The 19,978-nt window shown below is 69.6% G+C and carries 20 protein-coding genes; 14 read left to right on the top strand and 6 right to left on the bottom strand.

Going from position 1 to position 19,978, the window contains the following annotated elements; translation table 11 throughout:
• Nucleotides 1–101 precede the first annotated feature (101 nt).
• From ctaD to ACFQ27_RS15880, 11 genes are all read left to right on the top strand, one after another.
• Entirely contained in the window at nt 102–1,760 is a 1,659-nt protein-coding gene (gene ctaD, locus ACFQ27_RS15930; RefSeq protein ID WP_374342877.1) for a cytochrome c oxidase subunit I, read from the top strand.
• An 84-nt stretch (nt 1,761–1,844) separates the two neighbouring features.
• Entirely contained in the window at nt 1,845–2,831 is a 987-nt protein-coding gene (cyoE, locus tag ACFQ27_RS15925) for a heme o synthase (protein ID WP_374342875.1), read from the top strand.
• Between the two features lie 8 nt (nt 2,832–2,839).
• A complete protein-coding gene (locus ACFQ27_RS15920; protein ID WP_374344514.1) occupies nt 2,840–2,980 on the top strand; it encodes a hypothetical protein in 141 nt (46 codons plus the stop codon).
• The gene (locus tag ACFQ27_RS15915; protein ID WP_374342873.1) at nt 2,958–3,602 is read left to right on the top strand and encodes a cytochrome c oxidase assembly protein; all 645 of its coding nucleotides are present in this window, start codon (nt 2,958–2,960) and stop codon (nt 3,600–3,602) included. The genes ACFQ27_RS15920 and ACFQ27_RS15915 overlap by 23 nt, the downstream gene beginning before the upstream one ends.
• A gap of 74 nt (nt 3,603–3,676) precedes the next feature.
• Nucleotides 3,677–4,555 carry a cytochrome c oxidase subunit 3 gene (locus ACFQ27_RS15910; RefSeq protein ID WP_374342871.1) on the top strand — a complete coding sequence of 293 codons (879 nt, stop codon included), beginning with the start codon at nt 3,677–3,679 and terminating at the stop codon, nt 4,553–4,555.
• A 5-nt stretch (nt 4,556–4,560) separates the two neighbouring features.
• Nucleotides 4,561–4,923, top strand: a complete 363-nt coding sequence (locus ACFQ27_RS15905) for a DUF983 domain-containing protein (RefSeq protein WP_377354297.1) — start codon at nt 4,561–4,563, stop codon at nt 4,921–4,923.
• Complete coding sequence (locus tag ACFQ27_RS15900) at nt 4,913–5,653, top strand: SURF1 family protein (RefSeq protein WP_377354296.1); 741 nt, start codon at nt 4,913–4,915, stop codon at nt 5,651–5,653. Before ACFQ27_RS15905 ends, ACFQ27_RS15900 begins: the two co-directional genes overlap by 11 nt.
• Nucleotides 5,653–7,044 (top strand): threonine synthase, encoded by a 1,392-nt coding sequence (gene thrC / locus ACFQ27_RS15895; protein ID WP_377354295.1) that lies wholly within the window; start codon nt 5,653–5,655, stop codon nt 7,042–7,044. Before ACFQ27_RS15900 ends, thrC begins: the two co-directional genes overlap by 1 nt.
• The gene (locus ACFQ27_RS15890; protein WP_377354294.1) at nt 7,019–8,311 is read left to right on the top strand and encodes a M16 family metallopeptidase; all 1,293 of its coding nucleotides are present in this window, start codon (nt 7,019–7,021) and stop codon (nt 8,309–8,311) included. The genes thrC and ACFQ27_RS15890 overlap by 26 nt, the downstream gene beginning before the upstream one ends.
• A 78-nt stretch (nt 8,312–8,389) precedes the next feature.
• Complete coding sequence (locus ACFQ27_RS15885; protein WP_374342860.1) at nt 8,390–9,001, top strand: GNAT family N-acetyltransferase; 612 nt, start codon at nt 8,390–8,392, stop codon at nt 8,999–9,001.
• Nucleotides 9,002–9,049: 48 nt separating this feature from the next.
• Nucleotides 9,050–10,708, top strand: a complete 1,659-nt coding sequence (locus tag ACFQ27_RS15880; RefSeq protein WP_374342858.1) for a putative bifunctional diguanylate cyclase/phosphodiesterase — start codon at nt 9,050–9,052, stop codon at nt 10,706–10,708.
• Here the strand turns inward: ACFQ27_RS15880 and ACFQ27_RS15875 are convergent.
• The gene (locus ACFQ27_RS15875; RefSeq protein WP_374342856.1) at nt 10,705–11,277 is read right to left on the bottom strand and encodes a YqgE/AlgH family protein; all 573 of its coding nucleotides are present in this window, start codon (nt 11,275–11,277) and stop codon (nt 10,705–10,707) included. The genes ACFQ27_RS15880 and ACFQ27_RS15875 overlap by 4 nt on opposite strands.
• 113 nt (nt 11,278–11,390) lie before the next feature.
• Between ACFQ27_RS15875 and ACFQ27_RS15870 the strand changes: the two genes are divergently transcribed.
• Complete coding sequence (locus ACFQ27_RS15870; protein ID WP_374342854.1) at nt 11,391–11,873, top strand: peroxiredoxin; 483 nt, start codon at nt 11,391–11,393, stop codon at nt 11,871–11,873.
• On the opposite strand, the gene ACFQ27_RS15865 is transcribed toward ACFQ27_RS15870, so the two are convergent.
• The gene (locus ACFQ27_RS15865; protein ID WP_377354293.1) at nt 11,870–12,472 is read right to left on the bottom strand and encodes a DNA-3-methyladenine glycosylase; all 603 of its coding nucleotides are present in this window, start codon (nt 12,470–12,472) and stop codon (nt 11,870–11,872) included. The two genes, ACFQ27_RS15870 and ACFQ27_RS15865, sit on opposite strands and share 4 nt — an antisense overlap.
• Before the next feature lie 14 nt (nt 12,473–12,486).
• Between ACFQ27_RS15865 and ACFQ27_RS15860 the strand changes: the two genes are divergently transcribed.
• On the top strand, nt 12,487–13,668 hold the full coding sequence (locus ACFQ27_RS15860) for an amidohydrolase family protein (RefSeq protein ID WP_377354292.1): 1,182 nt from the start codon (nt 12,487–12,489) through the stop codon (nt 13,666–13,668).
• A gap of 86 nt (nt 13,669–13,754) precedes the next feature.
• Entirely contained in the window at nt 13,755–15,905 is a 2,151-nt protein-coding gene (locus ACFQ27_RS15855) for a hybrid sensor histidine kinase/response regulator (protein WP_377354291.1), read from the top strand.
• Here the strand turns inward: ACFQ27_RS15855 and ACFQ27_RS15850 are convergent.
• From ACFQ27_RS15850 to ACFQ27_RS15835, 4 genes are all read right to left on the bottom strand, one after another.
• A complete protein-coding gene (locus tag ACFQ27_RS15850) occupies nt 15,902–17,638 on the bottom strand; it encodes an acyl-CoA dehydrogenase (protein ID WP_377354290.1) in 1,737 nt (578 codons plus the stop codon). The genes ACFQ27_RS15855 and ACFQ27_RS15850 overlap by 4 nt on opposite strands.
• 66 nt (nt 17,639–17,704) lie before the next feature.
• Nucleotides 17,705–18,337, bottom strand: coding sequence for a 2-dehydro-3-deoxy-6-phosphogalactonate aldolase (locus ACFQ27_RS15845; protein WP_374342843.1), 633 nt, complete (start codon nt 18,335–18,337; stop codon nt 17,705–17,707).
• Complete coding sequence (locus tag ACFQ27_RS15840; protein WP_377354289.1) at nt 18,334–19,233, bottom strand: 2-dehydro-3-deoxygalactonokinase; 900 nt, start codon at nt 19,231–19,233, stop codon at nt 18,334–18,336. Before ACFQ27_RS15840 ends, ACFQ27_RS15845 begins: the two co-directional genes overlap by 4 nt.
• Nucleotides 19,230–19,976 carry an SDR family NAD(P)-dependent oxidoreductase gene (locus tag ACFQ27_RS15835; RefSeq protein WP_377354288.1) on the bottom strand — a complete coding sequence of 249 codons (747 nt, stop codon included), beginning with the start codon at nt 19,974–19,976 and terminating at the stop codon, nt 19,230–19,232. The genes ACFQ27_RS15840 and ACFQ27_RS15835 overlap by 4 nt, the downstream gene beginning before the upstream one ends.
• Nucleotides 19,977–19,978: the final 2 nt, after the last annotated feature.

The raw sequence follows: 19,978 nt of genomic DNA, 5'->3' as shown, positions 1-19,978 counted from the left end.
CCCGCTGCTCCCGCCGCCGCCGCTCCGGCTGCTGCGGCGCCTGCCTCCACGCCTGCGCCCGCCGCGGCGCCGGCCGCGAATTGATCTTAGGATAGCGATCGATGGCGCATTCTGCCGCTCACGACTCTCACGCGGACCACGACCACAAGCCTCCGTTCCTGGTCCGCTGGTTCTTTTCGACGAACCACAAGGACATCGGCACCCTGTACCTGATCTTCGCCATCATGGCGGGGATCGTGGGCGGCGCCCTGTCGGGCCTGATCCGCTGGGAACTGGCCGAGCCGGGTATCCAGGTGTTCACCAAGGGCTCGCTGCTTGACCAGCTCGGCATCGTCGAGGCCTCCAAGCACGGCTACAACGCCGTGGTCACCGCCCACGCCCTGATCATGATCTTCTTCATGGTCATGCCGGCGATGATCGGCGGGTTCGGCAACTGGTTCGTGCCGCTGATGATCGGCGCGCCGGACATGGCCTTCCCGCGGATGAACAACATCTCGTTCTGGCTGCTGGTCGCGGCGTGGGTGCTGCTCTGCACTTCGCTGTTCGTGGACGGCGGCCCGGGCCAGGGCTTCGGCGGCGGCTGGACGGTCTATCCGCCCTTGTCGACCACCGGCCACACCGGTCCGTCGCTCGACCTGGCGATCCTGTCGCTGCACTTGGCCGGCGCCAGCTCGATCCTGGGCTCGATCAACTTCATCACCACCATCTTCAACATGCGCGCGCCGGGCATGACCCTGCACCGCATGCCGCTGTTCGCGTGGTCGGTGCTGGTCACCACCTTCCTGCTGCTGCTGTCGCTGCCCGTCCTGGCCGGCGCCATCACCATGCTGCTGACCGACCGCAACTTCCACACCCACTTCTTCGACCCGGCCGGCGGCGGCGACCCCGTCATGTACCAGCACCTGTTCTGGTTCTTCGGTCACCCGGAAGTGTACATCCTGATCCTGCCGGGCTTCGGCATCATCAGCCACATCGTCTCGACCTTCTCGCGTAAGCCGATCTTCGGTTACCTCGCGATGGCCTACGCCATGGTCGCCATCGGCTTCGTCGGCTTCATCGTGTGGGCTCACCACATGTACACGGTCGGCATGCCCATCAACCTGCGCGCCTACTTCGTGGCCGCGACCATGGTGATCGCCGTGCCCACGGGCGTGAAGATCTTCTCCTGGATCGCGACGATGTGGGGCGGGTCGATCGACTTCAAGACGCCCATGCTGTGGGCGATCGGCTTCATCTTCCTGTTCACCGTCGGCGGCGTGACCGGCGTGGTGCTGGCCAACGCCGGCATCGACTACAGCCTGCACGACACCTACTACGTGGTGGCCCACTTCCACTACGTGCTGTCGCTGGGCGCGGTGTTCGCGATCTTCGCCGGGTTCTACTACTGGTTCGAGAAGGTCTGGGGCGTGAAGTACAACGAGTTCCTCGGCGCGGCCCACTTCTGGGTCACCTTCGTCGGCGTGAACCTGATCTTCTTCCCGCAGCACTTCCTGGGCCTGCAGGGCATGCCCCGCCGGTACATCGACTACCCGGAAGCGTTCGCGAAGTGGAACTACGTCTCGTCCGTCGGTTACGCGGTCACCGTGGTCGGCGTCGCGATCTTCATGATCGTGCTGCTGGAAGCCGCCGTCCGCCGCCGTAAGGCCGAGGCCAATCCGTGGGGCGAAGGCGCCACGACGCTGGAGTGGACTCTGTCCTCGCCGCCGCCGTTCCACCAGTTCAACGAGCCGCCGGTGATCAAGCCGGACGCCCACCACTAGGACCCGGCTCCGCTTAGGCATCAGAGAAGGGCGCGGGCTGGAAACCTCCGGCGCGCGCCCTTCTTCTGTTTCGAGAGTTCAACGATGGCGATGACCGACGCCGCTCCCCGCACCGCCCTTCCCGCCCGCTGGCAGGACTATCTGCAGCTGATGAAGCCGCGGGTCATGTCGCTGGTGGTGTTCACGGCGATCACCGGACTGATCTGCGCCAATGCGCCGATTCACCCGGTCCTGGGCGCCGTGGCCGTGCTGTGCATCGCCGTGGGGGCCGGCGCGTCCGGCGCCCTCAACATGTGGTTCGACGCCGACATCGATTCCAAGATGCGCCGCACCCGCGGCCGCCCGGTGCCCGCGGGCCGGGTCCAGGGCGCCGACGCCCTGGCGCTGGGGATCGTCCTGTCCCTCTTCTCGGTCATGCTGTTGGGCATGGCGGTGAACTGGCTGGCGGCCGGGCTGCTCGCCTTCACCATCTTCTTCTACGCCGTCGTCTATACGATGTGGCTGAAGCGCTCGACGCCGCAGAACATCGTCATCGGCGGCCTCGCCGGCGCCCTGCCGCCGGTCATCGGCTGGGCCGCGGCCACCGGCACGGTCCCGCTGAACGCCTGGCTCCTGTGCGCCATCATCTTCATGTGGACCCCGGCCCACTTCTGGGCGCTGGCCCTCTACACCAGCGAGGACTACGAGAAGGCCGGCGTGCCGATGATGCCGGTGACGGCGGGCGCCGCCTCCACCCGCAAGCAGATCCTCATCTATTCCCTGCTGTTCGTGCCGATCTGCCTGGCCCCGGTGTTCACCGGCCTGGGCGGGGTCGCCTATCTGGCCGTGTCCGCCCTGGGCGGCCTGATGTTCCTGGTCCTGGCCTGGCGCGTTTTTCGCAGCCGCGCGGGGGACACGCACACTGACGAACGCAAGGACGACGGCCTATATGACGTGAAGGCCTCGGTGAAGGACGCGCGCAACCTGTTCGCCTTCTCGATCCTGTATCTGACCCTTCTTTTCGCCACGCTGCTGGCGGAGCATCTGATGGGCCTGCCGGCCCTTGGCCTGTCTCTGGGAGTGCCCCTGTGAGCGATCCGATGCTGGAATCCCCGGAGGCGGCCCGAGCCCGCCGGGGCCGCAACATCGCCCTGGCCCTGGGCCTGGGTCTGTTCGTTGTCCTGGTCTTTGTCGTGACCCTTGTTCGGCTTGGCGCCAATGTCGCAGCACGCCCCTTCTGAGTCCCCGACCCCGCCGCCGGTGGAGAAGCGCAACGCCAAGGTCGCGCTGATCTGCGCCGTGACCTTTGTGGGCATGGTGGGCGCGGCCTACGCCTCGGTGCCGCTGTACCGGGCCTTCTGCCAGCTGACCGGCTTTGACGGCACCATCCGCAAGGCCGAAGCCGCGCCGACCGCGGTGACCGGCAAGTCCCTGACCGTGCGGTTCGACGCCAATATCCGCGACCTGCCCTGGAGTTTCCAGGCCGAGCAGACCGCGCAGACCATCAAGATCGGCGATACGGGGCTGGCCTATTTCAAGGTCACCAACAACAGCGACAAGCCGCTGACCGGCCACGCCGTTTACAATGTCGTGCCCGAACAGGCCGGCGCCTACTTCCAGAAGCTGGAATGCTTCTGCTTCTCGGACCAGACGATCGGGCCGGGCAAGACGGTCGAATTCCCGGTGGTCTACTTCATCGATCCGCAATACGCGGCCGACATGGACACCAAGGGCAAGGGGGAGGTCACCCTCTCCTACACCTTCTATCCGGCCGTGACGGACGGCGCTGCCGGCAAGCGCGCCGATGCATCGCAGCCGAAGGGTGCTTCCGCGCTTGGCGGAACGCCCACGGCAGGGCTATAGCGAAACGGAAATTTCTTGCGCCGACTGGGGAGAGACGAGTCGGCTGCGAATATTGAGAGGGGTTAGGACACGAAATGTCTGCGGGCGACGTCAAGCACGACTACCACCTTGTGAACCCGAGCCCGTGGCCGCTCGTGGGCTCCGCCGCTGCGACCATCATGGCGATGGGCGGCGTGGTCTGGATGAAGGGCCTGTTCGGTCTCGACAAGGGCACCTCCTGGCTGTTCTTCGCGGGCCTGGCTGGCGTGCTGTTCACGATGGCCGGCTGGTGGCGCGACGTCACCAACGAAGCCAACCAGGGTGATCACACCCCGGTGGTCTCGATCGGCCTGCGCTACGGCATGATCATGTTCATCGCTTCGGAAGTGATGTTCTTCGTCGCCTGGTTCTGGATCTTCTTCGAGATGGCCCTGTTCCACGGCGTGCGCACCCACTCCTCCATCGAGGAAGTGGCCACCGCGTGGGCCACCTGGCCGCCGAAGGGCGTTGAGACCGTCGGCGCCTGGAACCTGCCGCTGGTCAACACCCTGACCCTGCTGCTGTCGGGCACCACCGTCACCTGGGCGCACCACGCGCTGCAGACCGGCGACCGCAAGGGCGCCAAGGTCGCCCTGACCCTGACCATCCTGCTGGGCGTGCTGTTCACCAGCATCCAGGCGGTGGAATACGCCCACATCCTCGAGCACAAGTACTTCTTCTCCGAAGAAGCCGCGAACTCGGGCCTGTACGGGTCGGCCTTCTTCATGGCCACCGGCTTCCACGGCTTCCACGTGCTGATCGGCACCATCTTCCTGGCCGTCTGCCTGTTCCGTCTGATCGGCGGCGGCTTCTCGCCGAAGCAGCACTTCGGCTTCGAAGCGGCGGCCTGGTACTGGCACTTCGTCGACGTGGTGTGGCTGTTCCTGTTCGCCTTCATCTACGTGGTCTTCGGCGGCGCCGCCGGGCACGGCTGACGATCATGGCGACCGGACACAATCCGCTGATGGCGGGCCTGGCCGGTCGCTGTCCGAACTGCGGTGAGGGACACCTCTTCGAAGGGTTCCTCACCGTCTCGCCCCGATGCGAGGCTTGCGGCTACGATCTGGCCAGGGGCGATTCCGGGGATGGGCCCGCGGTCTTCGTCATCATGATCGCCGGCTTCCTGGTGGCCTTCGCCGCCCTGTTCACCGAATTCACCATCCATCCGCCCATCTGGGTCCACCTGGTGGTCTGGCTGCCGCTGACCGTCGTGGTCTGCGTCGGCATGCTGCGGCCGATGAAGGGCCTGATGCTGGCGGCCCAGTTCGCCAACCGGGCGTCCGAAGCGCGGAATGACGACTGACGCCGCCGCGCCCCGGGGCGGCCGGTTCCCCGTCGCCCTGACCATCGCCACCACTGTGGCCTTCGCCATCCTGATTGGCTTGGGCGTCTGGCAGGTGGAGCGCCTGGCCTGGAAGCAGAGCCTGCTGGCTCGGGTCGCCGCCCTGCAGAGCGCCGCGCCCCGCCCGGTCGGTCCGGTGCTGGCTGACATGGCCAAGGGCGTCGACGCCGACTTCACCCGCGTCACCCTCGACTGTCCGGGCCTGGCCAAGGCGCCGTTCCTGGAGCTCTACGCGGTTCGCGACGGCGAGCCGGGCGTGCGCCTGGTCTCGGCCTGCAAGGTGGACGCCGCCGGCTATCGCGCTGTGCTGGTCGACCGGGGCTTCGTCGCCCAGAGCATCTCGGCCCGCCCGCCGGTGGACGCCGCCGACACCACGCCCTTTTCCCTGACCGGCGTCTTCCGCAAGCCGGACAAGCCCAGCTTTGTGACCCCGCCGAACGACGTCGCCGGCAATCACTGGTACTGGCGCGACCACGCCGCCATGGCCAAGGCTCTTCGCACCTCGGCGCCCGCGCCGCAGGTGCTGATGGCCGAGACCCCGACCAACCCGGACTGGAAGGCCCTGGTTCCCGCCCCGGTCCCGGCCGACATCCCCAATCGGCATCTGGAATACGCCCTGACCTGGTTCGGCCTTGCCGCGGCCCTGGCTGGCGTCTATGCCGCCCTCCTCTGGCGAAAGTGGAAGGGTTGATGCGGTACGTCTCCACGCGGGGGCAGTCGCCCTCGGTCGGCTTTGTCGACGCGATCCTGGCGGGCCTGGCGCCCGACGGCGGCCTCTATGTGCCCGAAGCCTGGCCGAGCTTCACCCAGGCCGAAATCGCGGCCTTCGCGGGCCGTCCCTATGCCGAGGTGGCCGCCGCGGTGCTGGGCAAGTTCGTCGATGGCGAGATCGCCGCCGACCTGCTGGCCGAGATGTGCGCCGAGGCCTATGCCAGCTTCACCCATCCGGCCGTCGTGCCCCTGACCCAGCTGGCCCCCGGCGGCTTCATGGCCGAGCTGCACCACGGCCCGAGCCTGGCGTTCAAGGACGTGGCCATGCAGCTCCTGGCCCGCCTGTCGGACCACGTGCTGGGCCTGCAGAAGCGCACCCAGACCATCCTGTGCGCCACCTCCGGCGACACCGGCGGGGCGGCGGTCGAAGCCTTCCGCGGCCGCGCCAACACCCGCATCGTCGCCATGTTCCCCGATGGCCGGATCAGTGAGGTCCAGCGCCGGTTCATGACCACGGCGGCCGAGGACAATGTCCGCTGCGTGGCCGTCGCCGGCACCTTCGACGACTGCCAGGCGATCCTGAAAGACGCCCTGTCGGACCAGTCGCTGAAGCAATCCATCGGCCTGTCGGCGGTCAATTCGATCAACTTCGCCCGGATCGTGGCCCAGTCGGTCTACTACTTCACGACCGGCGTGGCGCTCGGCGCGCCGCACCGCGAGGTGGCCTTCTGCGTGCCGTCCGGCAATTTCGGCGACGGCTTTGCGGGCTATGTGGCCAAGCGCATGGGCCTGCCCATCGCCCGGATCATCATCGCCACCAACTCCAACGACATCCTGGCCCGCGCCTTCGAGGAAGGCCGCTATGTGCGCGGCGGCGTCGCCGCCACCCAGTCGCCGGCCATGGACATCCAGTCGGCCTCGAACTTCGAGCGGCTGTATTTCGAGGCCGTGCGCCGCGATGGGCTGGAGACCGGCCGGGCCTTCAAGGCCTTCGCCGAGACCGGCGTGATCGACATCCCGCCCCAGGCCCTGGCCACCATGCGCGAGACCTTCACCGGGACCGCGGTGGGCGAGGGCGACACCAGCCGCACCATCGTCGCCACCCTGAACGAGACCGGCCAGATGATCGATCCGCACACGGCCGTGGCCGTGGCGGCGTTCAACCGCGCCCGGGGCGTCACCGAGCCGGTGATCATCCTGTCCACGGCCCATGCCGCCAAGTTCCCCGAGGCCGTGCACGCGGCCACCGGCGAAACCCCGGCCACGCCGCGCAAGGCGCTGCACCTGGCCGGCAAGGCTGAGCGCTATGACCGGCTGCCGGCCGATGCGGACGTCATCAAGACCTATGTCCGCGCCTTTGCGGAGGGCTGAGGCGGGCTTGGCGAGGCTGCATCAGCTATCGAACGGGGTGCGGGTGATCTGCGACCCCGTGCCGGGCCTTGAGACCCTGGCCCTGTCCGTGGTGGCGGGGCGCGGCGCACGCAGCGAGGACGCTGAACGTTCGGGCTGGTCGCACCTCTTGGAGCACATGGTGTTCAAGGGTGCGGGCGAGCGCTCGGCCAAGGACATCGTCGAGGTGATCGAGGCCGATGGCGGCCAGATCAACGCCGCCACCGGCTATGAGCGCACCAGCTTCCAGGTCCGCGCCCTGGCGGGCGGGCTGGACCTGGGCGCGCGGGTGCTGGCCGACCTGGTGCAGCGTCCGACCCTCGAGGCCGAGGATCTGGCCCGCGAGAAGCAGGTGGTCGGCCAGGAGATCGCCGAGGCCGCCGACACCCCTGACGACATCGTCTTCGAAATGGCCCAGGCCGCCGCCTTCGGCGACCATCCCCTGGGTCGCTCGATCCTGGGGACCGAGGCCTCCATCGCCACCGCGACGCCCAAGACCCTGGGCGACTGGCGCGCGGCCCTCTACGCCCCCGACAGCCTGGTGGTCGCCGCCTCCGGGGCCGTGGACGAGGACGAGCTGCTGGCCATCGCCGAGCGCGACTTCGGCGCAGCGGCCGGGCAAGGCGCGCCAGAGCCGCCGCCGGCCGAGTTCGCGGGCGGGATCAGCGCCGAGGCCAAGCGGCTGGAGCAGGCCAACCTGGTCTTCCTGCTGCCGTCCGTGGGCGTGACCCACGAGGATTACTTCGCCCTGCGTCTGTTCGCCGAGATCCTGGGTGGCGGCATGGCCTCGCGGCTGTTCCAGGAGGCCCGGGAGAAGCGCGGGCTGGCCTACGCCGTCGACGCCTATGCCGAGACCTATGCCGAGACCGGCGTGCTGGGCGTGTTCGCCGGTTGCGCGGCGGGCGACGCCGCCGAGCTGGCCAAGGTGGCGGCCGGCCAGATCATGGCCCTGGCCGAGCGGGTGGAGCCGGCCGAGCTGGCCCGCGCCAAGGCCCAGCTGAAGGCCGGCCTGTTCATGGCCCGCGAGTCGCCCCTGGCCCGCGCCGAGCAGGCGGCCGGCCAAGTGCTGCTGTTCGGCCGCATGCTGACCCCGCAGGAGATCGCCGAGGACATCGACCGGGTTGAGGCCGCTGACCTCGCCCGCATCGGCGCTGGCGTCCTGGCGCCCGGCCGGGCGGCGGTGAGCGTGCTGGGCCCCAAGCCGGCCCTGAAGGCCGCTGAGAGCTTTCAGCGGGCCTTGTTCGGCTAGAGCTTCACGCCGCGATCCGGGGCGCCGATCACGCGCTCGGGGATTGACGGGGGCGGCGAAGCGGCGACCCTACGGTTTATGGCCCTGTTGGACTGGATCGCGCCGGAAAGCGGCCTTCGCCTCGAGGGCGAGGGTGTGGTCCTGCGCCCGCCGCGCGCCGCCGACTACGCCGAATGGCGGGACCTGCGGGCGCGGTCCAAGGACTTCCTGCAGCCGTGGGAGCCGACCTGGCCTATTGATGATCTCAGCCGCGCGGCCTTTCGGCGCAGGCTTGCAGCCTACGCGCGTGATCGCGAAGTGGGCGCGGCGTTTCCGTTCTTCGTTTTTCGGGCCGCCGACGGCGCCCTGACCGGCGGCATCACCCTGTCGAATGTCCGCCGCGGCGTCGCCCAGATGGGATCTGTCGGCTATTGGTGCGGAAAACCCTATGCGCGGCAGGGGCTTACCCTCGCCGCTGTCCAGGCCCTGACCCAGTTCTCGTTCCGCAGCCTGGCCCTGCATCGGCTGGAGGCGGCCTGCCTGCCGGAGAACCAGCCGTCGCGGCGTTTGCTCAACCGTGCCGGGTTCTCCGAGGAGGGCTACGCGAAGGCTTATCTGAAAATTAACGGCGTTTGGCGAGATCATGTTCTGTTCGGCCTCATCTCGACGCTGCGTGTCCATGAGGGGCCGGACTTCGGAGTATCGGTCTAGGACCTGCGCCCGCGCGCCAGCGGGTGACGGGTCGGATTAGTCGAGGCGATGGCGAACGACCGTTGGATCTGGGACGCCACCACGACGCTTGAGGCGTTGGGGGCCGCGGACGTCGCTCTCTGGCTCTGGGAGCCGGAGCGTGATCGGCTGCGCATTACCGGGGCCTCGCGCGCCCTGGGCCTGGGACCGCTCGCCCCCGAATGCTCTTCCGCCGCCATGCGCGCCCTGGCCATGCCGCAGGACCGCGCCTTCGCCGAAGACATCCTGCGCGTCCAGCCCGCCGGCAGCGAGATCGCGGTGCGCCTGCGCATGCGCGGGGCCGGCATCTGCATCTGGCGCGGGGTCTGGCTGGAGGAGGGCGTGCGCGCCGCCGGCGTGATCGCGCCGGAGACCAAGTTCGCCGCCTCCGACCAGGACACCCTGACCGGCCTGCTGGACCGCAAGAGTTTCGTCACCCGCGCCCGCGAGCGGCTGCAGAGCCCCGGGGCGCATGAACTGGTGGTGGCCGACCTGGACCGCCTGCGCCGCCTGAACGAGGCGCTGGGCCATGAACGCGCCGACCTGGTGCTGGCCGCCCTGGGCTCGCGCCTGGCCGCCGCCTTCCCGCCGGGGGCCCTGATGGCCCGGGTGGGCGAGGACGAGTTCGCCGTGCTGGTTCCGGCCAGCCGGGTGAGCGCCGCCGACATCCTGCGCGGCGCCCTGGAACAACCCCTGCGGATCGCCGGCTTCGACATCCATCCGACCCTGTCCATCGGCGCCGTCGAGGCCCAAGGCGGCATTGACGCGCCGGAGGCGGCCGAACTGCTGCGCCGGGCGGAACTGGCCGTGGAGGCCGCCAAGAGCGGCGGGCGCGGCGGGGCCGCGGCCTATGGCCGGACCATGGAGAGCGACGGCCTGTCGCGCCTGGCCATGGAAAGCGATCTGCGCGGCGCCATCGGCCGGGGCGAGCTGATGCCCTTCTACCAGCCGATCGTGCGGCTCTCGACCGGAGCGCTTTCCGGCTTCGAGGCCCTGGTCCGCTGGCGCCATCCGCGCCGGGGCCTGCTGAACCCCGACCAGTTCCTGCCGCTCTGCGAAGAGATGGGGCTGATGAGCGAGGTCGGCGCGATGATGATGCGCGAGGCGGCCCTGCAGTTGGCCATCTGGCGGCGCAATCACCGGGCGGCCGGCGAGCTGACCGTGGCGGTGAACCTGTCGACCGGCGAAATCGACCGACCGGACCTGGTGGCCGATGTGAAGCGCATCCGCCACGAGACCGGCCTGCCGCCGGGCGCCCTGAAGCTGGAAGTCACCGAGGGCGACGTCATGCGCGACCCCGACCGGGCCGCGGTGATCCTGGGCGAGCTGCGGGCCGCGGGCGCGGCCCTGGCCCTCGACGACTTCGGCACCGGCTTCTCGTCGCTGAGCTACCTGACGCGGCTGCCCTTCGACACCCTGAAGATCGACCGCTACTTCGTGCGCACCATGGCGACGAATGAGGGCTCGGCCAAGATCGTCTCCTCGGTCGTCAAGCTCGGCCAGGACCTGTCCCTGGAGGTGGTGGCCGAGGGCGTCGAGAACGCCGGCATGGCCCGCCAGCTCTTGTCGCTGGGCTGCGACTACGGCCAGGGCTTCGGCTATGCGCCGGCCCTCTCGGCCCAGGAGGCCGAGGTCTATCTCAACGAAAGCTATGTGGACGGCGCGGCGCCGGTGAAGGCGCGGGGCTAGGCCCGCCCGGCCGTCGTGGTCAGGAAGCTGGGGTCGATTCCCAGCTTGGCCAGGGCGTGGGACCATTTGTGCGCGTGGTCATCGCCGAACAGCAGGGCCTCGTCAGGCTCGACGGTCAGCCAGACATTCTCGCGGATCTCGTGTTCGAGCTGGCCGGCGCCCCAGCCGGCGTAGCCCAGGGCCAGGACTGCGCGGCGGGGCGGCTGGGCCTTGCGGCCGGCCAGGGCTTCCAGGGCCTCGCGGGTGGCGGTCAGCGCCATGCCCTCGACAATCGGAACTGTCCCGTCCGCCGAGGCGTAGTCGTCGGTGTGCAGCACAAAGCCGCGCTCGCGCTGGACCGGCCCGCCCATCAGCACCAGGTGTTCCGGGACCTCGATGGCGGTCGCGATGTCCAGTCGGCGCAGGAGGTCTGGCAGGGTCAGGCCCTCGACCGGCCGGTTCACCGCCAGGCCCATGGCGTGCTCCTGGTCGTGGGCGCAGACATAGATCAGCGCGCGCTCGAAGCGGGGATCGCCGATGCCGGGCATGGCGATCAGCAACTGGCCGGTGAGGAAGGCTGGCTCGTCCATCACCAGAGAATTGTCTCGGCATGCGGTGCTTTCAAGGCCGACGGGCCGCTTTGGGCGTTGAAGCTTCGTCCAGCGCTGTTATCTCACCATCAGCAACTTCCGGAGAGACGCCCATGACCATCAAGGTCGGAGACAAACTGCCCGCCGCCCAACTGATCGCCGGCACGGCCGAAGGCCCCAAGCCGATGAGCACCGACGACATCTTCGCCGGCAAGAAAGTCGCCTTCTTCGCCGTCCCCGGCGCCTTCACCCCGACCTGCTCGGCCAAGCACGTCCCGGGCTTCAAGGAGCACGCCGGCGAGATGAAGGCCAAGGGCGTGGACGCCATCGTCTGCCTGTCGGTCAACGACGCTTTCGTCATGAAGGCCTGGGGCGAGAACCAGGGCGTGATGGACACCATCCTGATGGTCGCCGACCCGGCCGGGGACTTCACCAAGGCCCTCGGCCTGGAAATGGACGCCTCCAAGTTCGGCCTGGGCCTGCGTTCGCAGCGCTACTCCATGGTCGTCGACGACGGCGTGGTGAAAGAGCTGAACGTGGAAGCGCCCGGCGAATTCAAGGTCTCCGCGGCCGACTACATGCTGGCCCAGCTCTAAGACTTCGGGAACGGCCGGCTCACGAACCGTGAGCCGGCAAGACCGAACCGCCAGGGCGTTTCGACGCCCTTGGTGATGCCGATGCGGGGACCGGTGACGATCTCGACCCCGCCCGCCCGGTCGCCGAGCGCGAAGGGCGCCCCTCCCAGATCCAGGCCGTCATGCGCGCGGGTCACCGCCAGCGCCTGGCACAGCTTGCCCGGCCCGCTGCACAGGGCGCGGGCATCGGCGAGGCCGCGCCGCTCGGCCATGATCTCCAGACCGTGGAGCGGCTGCAGGGCGCGGATCAGCACGGCGGCCCCCGGCTGGTCGCCGCAGACCACGTTCAGGCACCAGTGCATGCCGTAGGAGCGGTAGACATAGGCTCGGCCGACGGGGCCGAACATGGCGGCGTTGCGCGGCGTCTGGCCGACAAAGGCGTGGGAGGCCGGATCCTCACGGTCATAGGCTTCGGTCTCGACAATGATCCCGCCGACGCCGTCCACGGTCATGCTCACCCCGATCAGGTCCTGCGCCACCTGCGCCGCCGGGCGGGTGAAGAAGTCCTGCGCCTTGACGCTGGGGCGAGACGGGTTCGAACTGGCGGCAAAAGACGACATGCGGGAGGACGACCATGGCTTATGTCGAGGGACAGACGATCCACGACGCGGATTCCCATGTGATGGAGCTGCCCGGCGCCATCAACGCCTATGTGGATCCGAAGCGACGAGAGGCGTTCGCGCAGGCCGTGGGCCTGAGCCGCGAACTCACCCCCTGGGCCGAGCAGGCCAAGGCCCTGCATGACGATCCGGAGTTCCGGGCGGGCGATGAGACCAACCTGCTCACCCGCAAGAACTACCAGGCGCTCGGCGCCTTCCGGAACCAGGACCGGCCGCGCGCGCTGGACCTGTTGGGCTTCACCAGCCAGCTGGTCTTCACCACCGCCGCCCTGGGCAATTTCGGGCTGGAGGAGCGTGGCGAGGTCGAACTCGCCCTGGAGGGCGCGCGGGCTCACAACCGGATGATGGCCGATTTCTGCTCGGTGGACCGACGGCTGCTGGCCACCGGCTATGTGCCCCTGATCGACTTCGAAGACGCGCCCCGGATCGCCCGCGAGGCCATCGAGTTGGGCTGCAAAGGCCTTGTCGTGCCGTCGCGCCATCCGCCGGGTCATTCGCCCAGCCATGTGGCGCTGGATCCGCTCTGGGCGATGGCGCAGGAAGCGGGCCTTCCGATCCTGTTCCACGTGGGCGGGGAGGAGAAGATGCACCCGGCCTATTTCGAAACCGGCCAGCCCCGGGTGCTCGACTTCCACGGCGGGGCGGAGAATTTCACCTCGACCAGCTTCATGACCATTCCGGTCTCGATCTGGCAGACCCTGTCCGTGCTGGTGATCGACGGGGTGTTCGACCGCTTCCCGCGGCTGAAGTGGGGGGCGATCGAGCTGGGCGCCTCGTGGCTGCCCAGCCTGATGCGGTTCATGGACTCCGGCGCGGCGGCCTTCGGCAAGGAGGAGCGCCTGCGCAACCTCTCCGCCAGGCCCAGCGAGATCCTGCGTCGGCAATTCCGGGTCACGCCCTATCCGCATGAGGATACCGCCTGGATCATCGCCAATTCCGGCGAGGAGATGTGCCTATTCTCCTCGGACTTTCCGCATGTCGAGGGCGGCCGAAATCCGCTCAAGCGGTTCAATGAGGCGCTGGAGGGGGTGAGCGAGGCGGCGAAGCGCCGGTTCTATCGCGACAACTTCATCGACCTGATGGGCGCCGGACTCGACGTCCGCCTGCACGATCACCCGGCCCTGGCGGCGGCCTAGCGGCTCCCCAGTCCGGGGTGGGCGCGCACTTTTGACGCACCCAAGGGTTAGCGAAGCGCATAGGCTGTTGGGTGCATGAGGTCGGCTTGTTCCGCCGAGAGGACTCCATGGGGCCTGAGCGCCTGACAGACGCCATTACCGCCAGGGTGACCTTCGGCGAACGCCTGGATGAGGCGAGCCGGCTGGTGCGCACAGTCACCGGGCCGCGGCTGTTGCTCTACCCCCTGGCCACCCTGGTCGGGCTGCTGATCGTGCCCTGGCCCCTTTGCTTGGCCTGGCTAGCGATCGGGCTGGCGGTCGAGGGCGCGTTCGCGATCAGCTCCGCCCCGGCGCGAGCCGGGCCGAGGGGGCGACCCGTGATGCGGGTCCTGCTGGCCTCCAGCCTGATCGGGACCTATTTCGTCTGGCTGAGCCTGGGCCTGGCCTTCTGGCTGATCGGCGGCGCGCCCGGCCAGGCGGTGGCGGTGATTCTCAGCCTGGTGGTGGTCAGCCTGGGCGCCCTGCTGATCTATGGCTCGCCGGCGGTGTTCGTGCTGGCCGGCGCCGCGCCCCTGGGCGGGGCGATGCTGATGGTCACCCAAGAGGGCCTGAAGACGCCCGGCGCCCTCTTCCCGGTGGGCTTGGCCTGCGCCATCGGCCTGACCTTCCTGCTGGGCGTCGCCAGCCGTGCGCCGTCGTTCCAGGTCACCGAGCGCCAGCTCAAGGAGAGCCTGAAGCAGTACCGCATCCTGGCGGACAATGTGACCGACCTAGTGGCGCGCACCGACATGGAGGGGCGGCACATCTATCTGTCGCCGTCGGCCCAGACAGTGCTGGGCTACGCCCCCGAAGCGCTGCTCGGCCGGGCGGTGGAGGAGCTTGTCGAGCCGGAATCGGTGGGCAGCGTGGACGAGGCGGTCGCGCGGATGAACGCTGATCCCGCCCATCCGCAGGTGTTCACGGTGCGCTTCCGACACGCGGCCGGGCATCTGATCTGGCTGCAGATTCACGCCAAGCTGTTGTTCGAGGACGGCGTTCCGGTCGGGACCGTGCACGTCAGCCGCGACATCACCGAACAGGTGGAGGTCGCCCAGGCCCTGCAGGAGGCCAAGGCTGAGGCGGAGGCCGCCAACCGCGCCAAGGCCGACTTCCTGGCCAATGTCAGTCACGAGATCCGCACCCCCATGAACGGGGTGCTGGGCGCCCTGCAACTGCTGGACGGCGAGGATGTCTCGCCCGAGGGCCGCGAGCTGATGCGGCGGGCCAGCGATGGCGGCCGCATGCTGTCCCAGCTGCTGAACGACGTGCTGGACTTCTCCAAGATCGAGGCCGGCCAGCTGGAGCTGGCGCCGGAGCCGATGAGCGTGGTCGATGGCCTGAAGTCGGTCATCGCGCTCCTGGAGCCGGAGGCGCGCGGCAAGGGGCTCGAGCTTCGCACGGAGATCCTCGGTGACGACCTGTGGATCGTGGCCGATCCCCTGCGGCTGCGCCAGGCGATGTTCAACCTGCTGGGCAACGCCATCAAGTTCACCTCTCGCGGCCACGTCACCGCCCGCCTGACCCTGACGCCCGCCGCCGGCGGCGACCGACAGGTGCGGCTGGAGGTGGAGGACACCGGGATCGGCATCGCGCCCGAGGCCCAGGTGCGGCTGTTCGAGCGCTTCCGCCAGGCCGAGAGCTCCACGGCGCGGCGGTTCGGCGGCACTGGCCTTGGTCTGTCGATCACCCGCGCCTTGGTGGAGATGATGGGCGGCTATATCGGCGTGAAGAGCCGGCCGGGCGAGGGCTCGGTCTTCTGGCTGGACGTCGTGGCGCCGGCGGCGGAGCCGGTCTCAACCCCTGACGCCGAGGGCCGGGTCCTGGCCGGGGTCCGCCTGCTGCTGGTGGAGGACAATCCCACCAACCGGCTGGTGGCGCGCACCATGCTCACCCGCCTGGGCGCCGAGGTGGACGAGGCCGAGGATGGCGTCGGCGGGGTCCGCGCGGCGCGCCAGGGCGCCTATGACCTGATCCTGATGGACGTGCAGATGCCGCATATGGACGGCGTGGAGGCGACCCGCGCCATCCGCGGCCTGGGCGGCGAGGTTGCCGGCACGCCGATCATCGGCCTGACCGCCAATGTCATGGTCCACCAGAAGGAGGCCTATCTGGCCGCTGGCATGAACGGCGTGGTCGCCAAGCCGATCTCGGCGGCGGCCCTGCTGGGCGAAATCGCCCGCCTGACCGCCGATGACGGCGACGAGGCTCTGGCGAGTTAGGACGCCAGGGTCTCGGCGCTGAGGGCTTCCAGGTCCTTGCCGCCTTCCATGACGCTTTGCGCCAGGCCCTCGGCGCCCGTCAGGACCTGGCTGGCGAAGACGCGGGCCAGGGCCGCGCGGCTCTGGGACCAGTCGTCAGTCTCGCCGGCCACGGCCAGGGCTTGGCGGCCCAGCATCCAGCCGCCGATAACGTCGCCGGCCAGCTTCAGATAGGCGGTGGCGCCCGACAGGGCCTCTGGGCCCTTATGCGACAACATCCAGTCGGTGGCCCGCTCCAGGGCGGCGACACCGGCGGCCAGGCGCTCGCCCACCGCCTCAAGACCCGGCTGGGCCTTCAGGTCGGCGACCGACTCGCTCATCTCGGCGCACAGGGCGTCCATGACGCCGCCGTCCTGCATGGACAGCTTGCGACCGGCCAGGTCGATGGCCTGGATGCCGTTGGTGCCTTCGTAGATCGGGGCGATGCGGGCGTCGCGATAGTGTTGGGCCGCACCGGTCTCCTCGATGAAGCCCATGCCGCCGTGCACCTGCACGCCCAGGGAGGCCACCTCGACGCCGATATCGGTGGACCAGGCCTTGGCGATGGGGGTCAGCAGCTCCTGACGGGCCTTGGCGATGGCGCGCTCAGCCGGATCTTCCGACAGGCGGCCGAGATCGGCCAGCACGCCGGTGGTGATGCAGATGGCCCGAGCCGCCTCGATCTTGGCCTTCATCAGGGTCAGCATGCGGCGCACGTCGGGGTGGCCGAAGATGCCGGGGCCCCAGGCGCCGCGGCCTTGGGTGCGCTCCTGGGAGAAGGCCAGGGCCTGCTGGTAGGCGCGCTCGGCGATGGCCACGCCCTGGACACCGACCTGCAGGCGGGCGGCGTTCATCATGACGAACATGTGGGCGATGCCGTTGTTCACCTCGCCCACCAGCTCGGCCTGGGCGCCTTCGAACAGCATGACGCAGGTGGGCGAGCCGTGGATGCCCAGCTTGTGCTCAATGGAGCCGGGACGCAGGTCGTTGGGTGCGCCGAGGGCGCCGTTGTCGTCCACAAGCCGCTTGGTGGCGAGAAACAGGCTGATGCCCTTCACGCCCGGAGGGGCGTCGGGCAGGCGGGCCAGCACCAGGTGGCAGATGTTGTCGGTGGCGTCGTGGTCGCCCCAGGTGATGAAGATCTTCTGGCCATAGAGCTTGTAACCGCCCTGGCCGTCCGGCTCGGCGCGGGTGGTGACGGCGGCCAGGTCCGAGCCGGCCTGGGGCTCGGTCAGGTTCATGGTGCCGGTCCATTCGCCGGAGACCAGCTTGGGCAGGACCAGCCGCTTCTGGCGTTCGGTGCCGTGCAGGGTCAGGGCCTCGATGGCGCCCTGGGTCAGCATGGGGCACAGGCCGAACGCCATGTTGGCGGCGTGGGTCATCTCGAAGACCGCCAGCTCCATGGCCTTGGTCAGGCCCTGGCCGCCGAATTCAGGGTCGGCCGACAAGGAGTTCCAGCCCTGCTCGGCGAAGGCCTTGTAGGCGGCGGCGAAGCCGGGGGCGGCGGTGACCTTGCCATTGGCGTAGGTGGCGCCGACCTGGTCGCCCGCGCGGTTCAGGGGGGCGAGCTCGCTTTCACAGAAGGCGCCGGCGGCCTCCAGCACGGCGGTGACCGTGTCCTCGTCCAGCTCGGTGAAGGCCTGGCCGATCAAGGCCGGGTGGCCCGCGGTCTTCAGGGCCAGGGCGAGGCTTTTCAGGGGGGCGCGGTAGGTCATGGCGGCTCCAGAGGTCTGCTTGCCCTTTAGGGCAAGAGGCGTCCGGTTCCAAGAGACCGGAGAGCCCTAAGTCTCGTCATGCAAGTTTCTGGCGGCCGCCACGGCGCGGGCGGCCTTCTCCGCGGTCAGAGCCAGGTCCTGGCCGGCCTTGTAGAGTTCGGAGCCCAGGCCGAAGCCCTCGGCCCCGCAGCGCCACCAGTCCAGCATGTTGTCGGGGCCGACGCCGCCGACGGCCAGGACGGCGACGTCATCCGGCAGGACGGCGCGCAACTGCTTCAGATGGCCGGGGCCATAGGTCGAGGCGGGGAAGAGCTTCAGGTGGCGGGCGCCGGCGGCGATGGCGGCGAAGGCCTCGGTGGCGGTGGCGAAGCCGGGCGCGGAACACAGGCCCAGCTCGACCGTGCGGCCGATCACCGTCGCATCGGTATCGGGCGAGACGATCAGCTTGCCGCCGGCCTGGGCGACCGCGTCCACCTGGCCCGGCGCCAGCACTGTGCCGGCCCCGATCAGGGCGCGGTCGGAGAAGGCGGCGGCCAGGCGGGCGATACTGGCCAGCGGGTCGGGGGAGTTGAGCGGCACCTCGATGGCCCGCACGCCGGCCTCGAACAGGGCCTCGGCGTGGGCCACGGCCTCGTCGGGCTGGATGCCGCGCAGGATGGCGACCAGGGGGCAGGCGGACAGGGCTTGGGCGAGATTCACAACAGGCCTCTCATCTTGGCCAGGGCCAGCAGTCCGGCGCGGACAGCCGGTTCGCCCTCATGGCGATGGACCGTCACGCCGCGGCGGACCAGGGCCCGCTCATAGCGCTCGCAAAGGCCGGCGTCGCCCACCAGTTGGACGGGTGCGTCGGCAAGTCCCAGCAGGGCGGGCGTCGCGGCGACCTCGGCCCCGATCAGCAGGCCGGACAGATAGTCGGCGGTGCTCTCCTGGTCGGCGCCGCGGCCGGCGACCCGGGCGCGGGCGGTATAGAGGCGGTTCAGCAGGGCGTCGCCGTCGCCGGCCGCGGTCAGGCCCTCGTCGAAGACGGCGAGGTCGCGGCCCTGGCCGCTGCTCCTCAGGATCGAATGGGCGCTGAGCACGGCGTAGAGCTCGCCGGTGAAGGCGCTGAGAAAGCGGGTGATGCGGCCGTCCTCCGCCACCAGCCACTTGCCGTGGGTGCCGGGCTGACAGATCAGCCAGCGGCCCTTGGCGCGGGCGGGATCGGCGGCCAGCCAGCCCAGGGCGAGCGTCTCCTCGCCGCGCAGCACGTCGCAGGCGCCGTCCAGGCCGTCGCAGCGCAGGCCGGGCGCGATCCAGACCTTGTCGTCGGCCTGGACAAGGCCGGCGGCCACCTGGGTCAGGTCGGCTGGGCAGTCCACATAGGGGACGGTGATCCAGCCGATATTGGAGCCCACCGCGCCGCACAGCAGGGCGGGCAGATCCTGGGCCTCAAGGGCGGGGCGGACTTCGTCGGCGAACCGGCGCGCGGCCTCGCCGGGCTCCAGCTTCTGCACCCCCAGGGGGAAACTTCGGTGGGCCAGGATGGCGCCGCCCGCGTCCAGCACCCAGGCCCGCAGGTTGGTGGAGCCCCAGTCGCAGGCCAGCAGCCGGCTCACGTCCTGCCGCCGTCGATGACGTGGTTCTGGCCGGTGATTCTCCGGGCCTGGTCGGAGGCCAGGAACAGGGCGAGGTCGGCGATGTCGCTGGGCTGGATGCGGGCCTTCAGCGCCACCTGCTCCATCCAGGCGGCCTCGGCCTCCGGCGTCAGCCACAGGGCCAGTTGGCGCTCGGTGACCACCCAACCAGGGGAGATGGCGTTGACCCGGATGTTGTCGGGTCCCCACTCGCGGGCGAGCGCCTTGGTGAGGGCGTTCACCGCGCCCTTGGCGGCCACATAGGCGGGCATGCCGGCGGGACCCAACAGGGCGTTGATCGAGGACAGGTTCAGGATCACCCCGCCGCCCGCGGCCTTCATGCCCGGCTGGACCGCGCGGGCGGCCAGGAAGGCGGGGTCGAGATTGACGGCCAGGTGGGCGCGCCAGGCCTGGGCGTCGGTCTCGGCGGCGGCGTGGCGGGTGTCATTGGCGACGTTGTTGACCAGCACCTGGATGGGGCCGAGGGCCGAGGCTGCCGCGGCGAGGACGGCCTCCAGCGCGGCGGCGTCGGTGACGTCGCAGGGGGCGAACCAGGCGCCGGGCAGGCGCGCAGCCAGGGCCTGGCCGGCTTCGGCGTCGCGGTCGATGAAGCCGACCCTGGAGCCTTGCGCGTGGAAGGCTTCCACCAGGGCCGCGCCGATGCCTGAGGCGCCGCCGGTGATGAAGACCGATCGCCCGGCGAGGCTGGGATAGACGGCGGACATGT

Source organism: Phenylobacterium conjunctum (assembly GCF_042679085.1).
GTDB classification, from domain to species: Bacteria; Pseudomonadota; Alphaproteobacteria; order Caulobacterales; family Caulobacteraceae; genus Phenylobacterium; species Phenylobacterium conjunctum.
Note: the sequence above shows the minus strand (reverse complement) of the source record. Positions and strands in the feature narration are given on the sequence as shown.

Bases quoted from the DNA above. Each gene is read 5' to 3' on its own strand.
- ctaD (WP_374342877.1), top strand. From the start codon at position 102: ATGGCGCATTCTGCCGCTCACGACTCTCACGCGGACCACGACCACAAG.
- cyoE (WP_374342875.1), top strand. From the start codon at position 1,845: ATGGCGATGACCGACGCCGCTCCCCGCACCGCCCTTCCCGCCCGCTGG.
- ACFQ27_RS15920 (WP_374344514.1), top strand. From the start codon at position 2,840: ATGCTGGAATCCCCGGAGGCGGCCCGAGCCCGCCGGGGCCGCAACATC.
- ACFQ27_RS15915 (WP_374342873.1), top strand. From the start codon at position 2,958: ATGTCGCAGCACGCCCCTTCTGAGTCCCCGACCCCGCCGCCGGTGGAG.
- ACFQ27_RS15910 (WP_374342871.1), top strand. From the start codon at position 3,677: ATGTCTGCGGGCGACGTCAAGCACGACTACCACCTTGTGAACCCGAGC.
- ACFQ27_RS15905 (WP_377354297.1), top strand. From the start codon at position 4,561: ATGGCGACCGGACACAATCCGCTGATGGCGGGCCTGGCCGGTCGCTGT.
- ACFQ27_RS15900 (WP_377354296.1), top strand. From the start codon at position 4,913: ATGACGACTGACGCCGCCGCGCCCCGGGGCGGCCGGTTCCCCGTCGCC.
- thrC (WP_377354295.1), top strand. From the start codon at position 5,653: ATGCGGTACGTCTCCACGCGGGGGCAGTCGCCCTCGGTCGGCTTTGTC.
- ACFQ27_RS15890 (WP_377354294.1), top strand. From the start codon at position 7,019: ATGTCCGCGCCTTTGCGGAGGGCTGAGGCGGGCTTGGCGAGGCTGCAT.
- ACFQ27_RS15885 (WP_374342860.1), top strand. From the start codon at position 8,390: ATGGCCCTGTTGGACTGGATCGCGCCGGAAAGCGGCCTTCGCCTCGAG.
- ACFQ27_RS15880 (WP_374342858.1), top strand. From the start codon at position 9,050: ATGGCGAACGACCGTTGGATCTGGGACGCCACCACGACGCTTGAGGCG.
- ACFQ27_RS15875 (WP_374342856.1), bottom strand. From the start codon at position 11,277: ATGGACGAGCCAGCCTTCCTCACCGGCCAGTTGCTGATCGCCATGCCC.
- ACFQ27_RS15870 (WP_374342854.1), top strand. From the start codon at position 11,391: ATGACCATCAAGGTCGGAGACAAACTGCCCGCCGCCCAACTGATCGCC.
- ACFQ27_RS15865 (WP_377354293.1), bottom strand. From the start codon at position 12,472: ATGTCGTCTTTTGCCGCCAGTTCGAACCCGTCTCGCCCCAGCGTCAAG.
- ACFQ27_RS15860 (WP_377354292.1), top strand. From the start codon at position 12,487: ATGGCTTATGTCGAGGGACAGACGATCCACGACGCGGATTCCCATGTG.
- ACFQ27_RS15850 (WP_377354290.1), bottom strand. From the start codon at position 17,638: ATGACCTACCGCGCCCCCCTGAAAAGCCTCGCCCTGGCCCTGAAGACC.
- ACFQ27_RS15835 (WP_377354288.1), bottom strand. From the start codon at position 19,976: ATGTCCGCCGTCTATCCCAGCCTCGCCGGGCGATCGGTCTTCATCACC.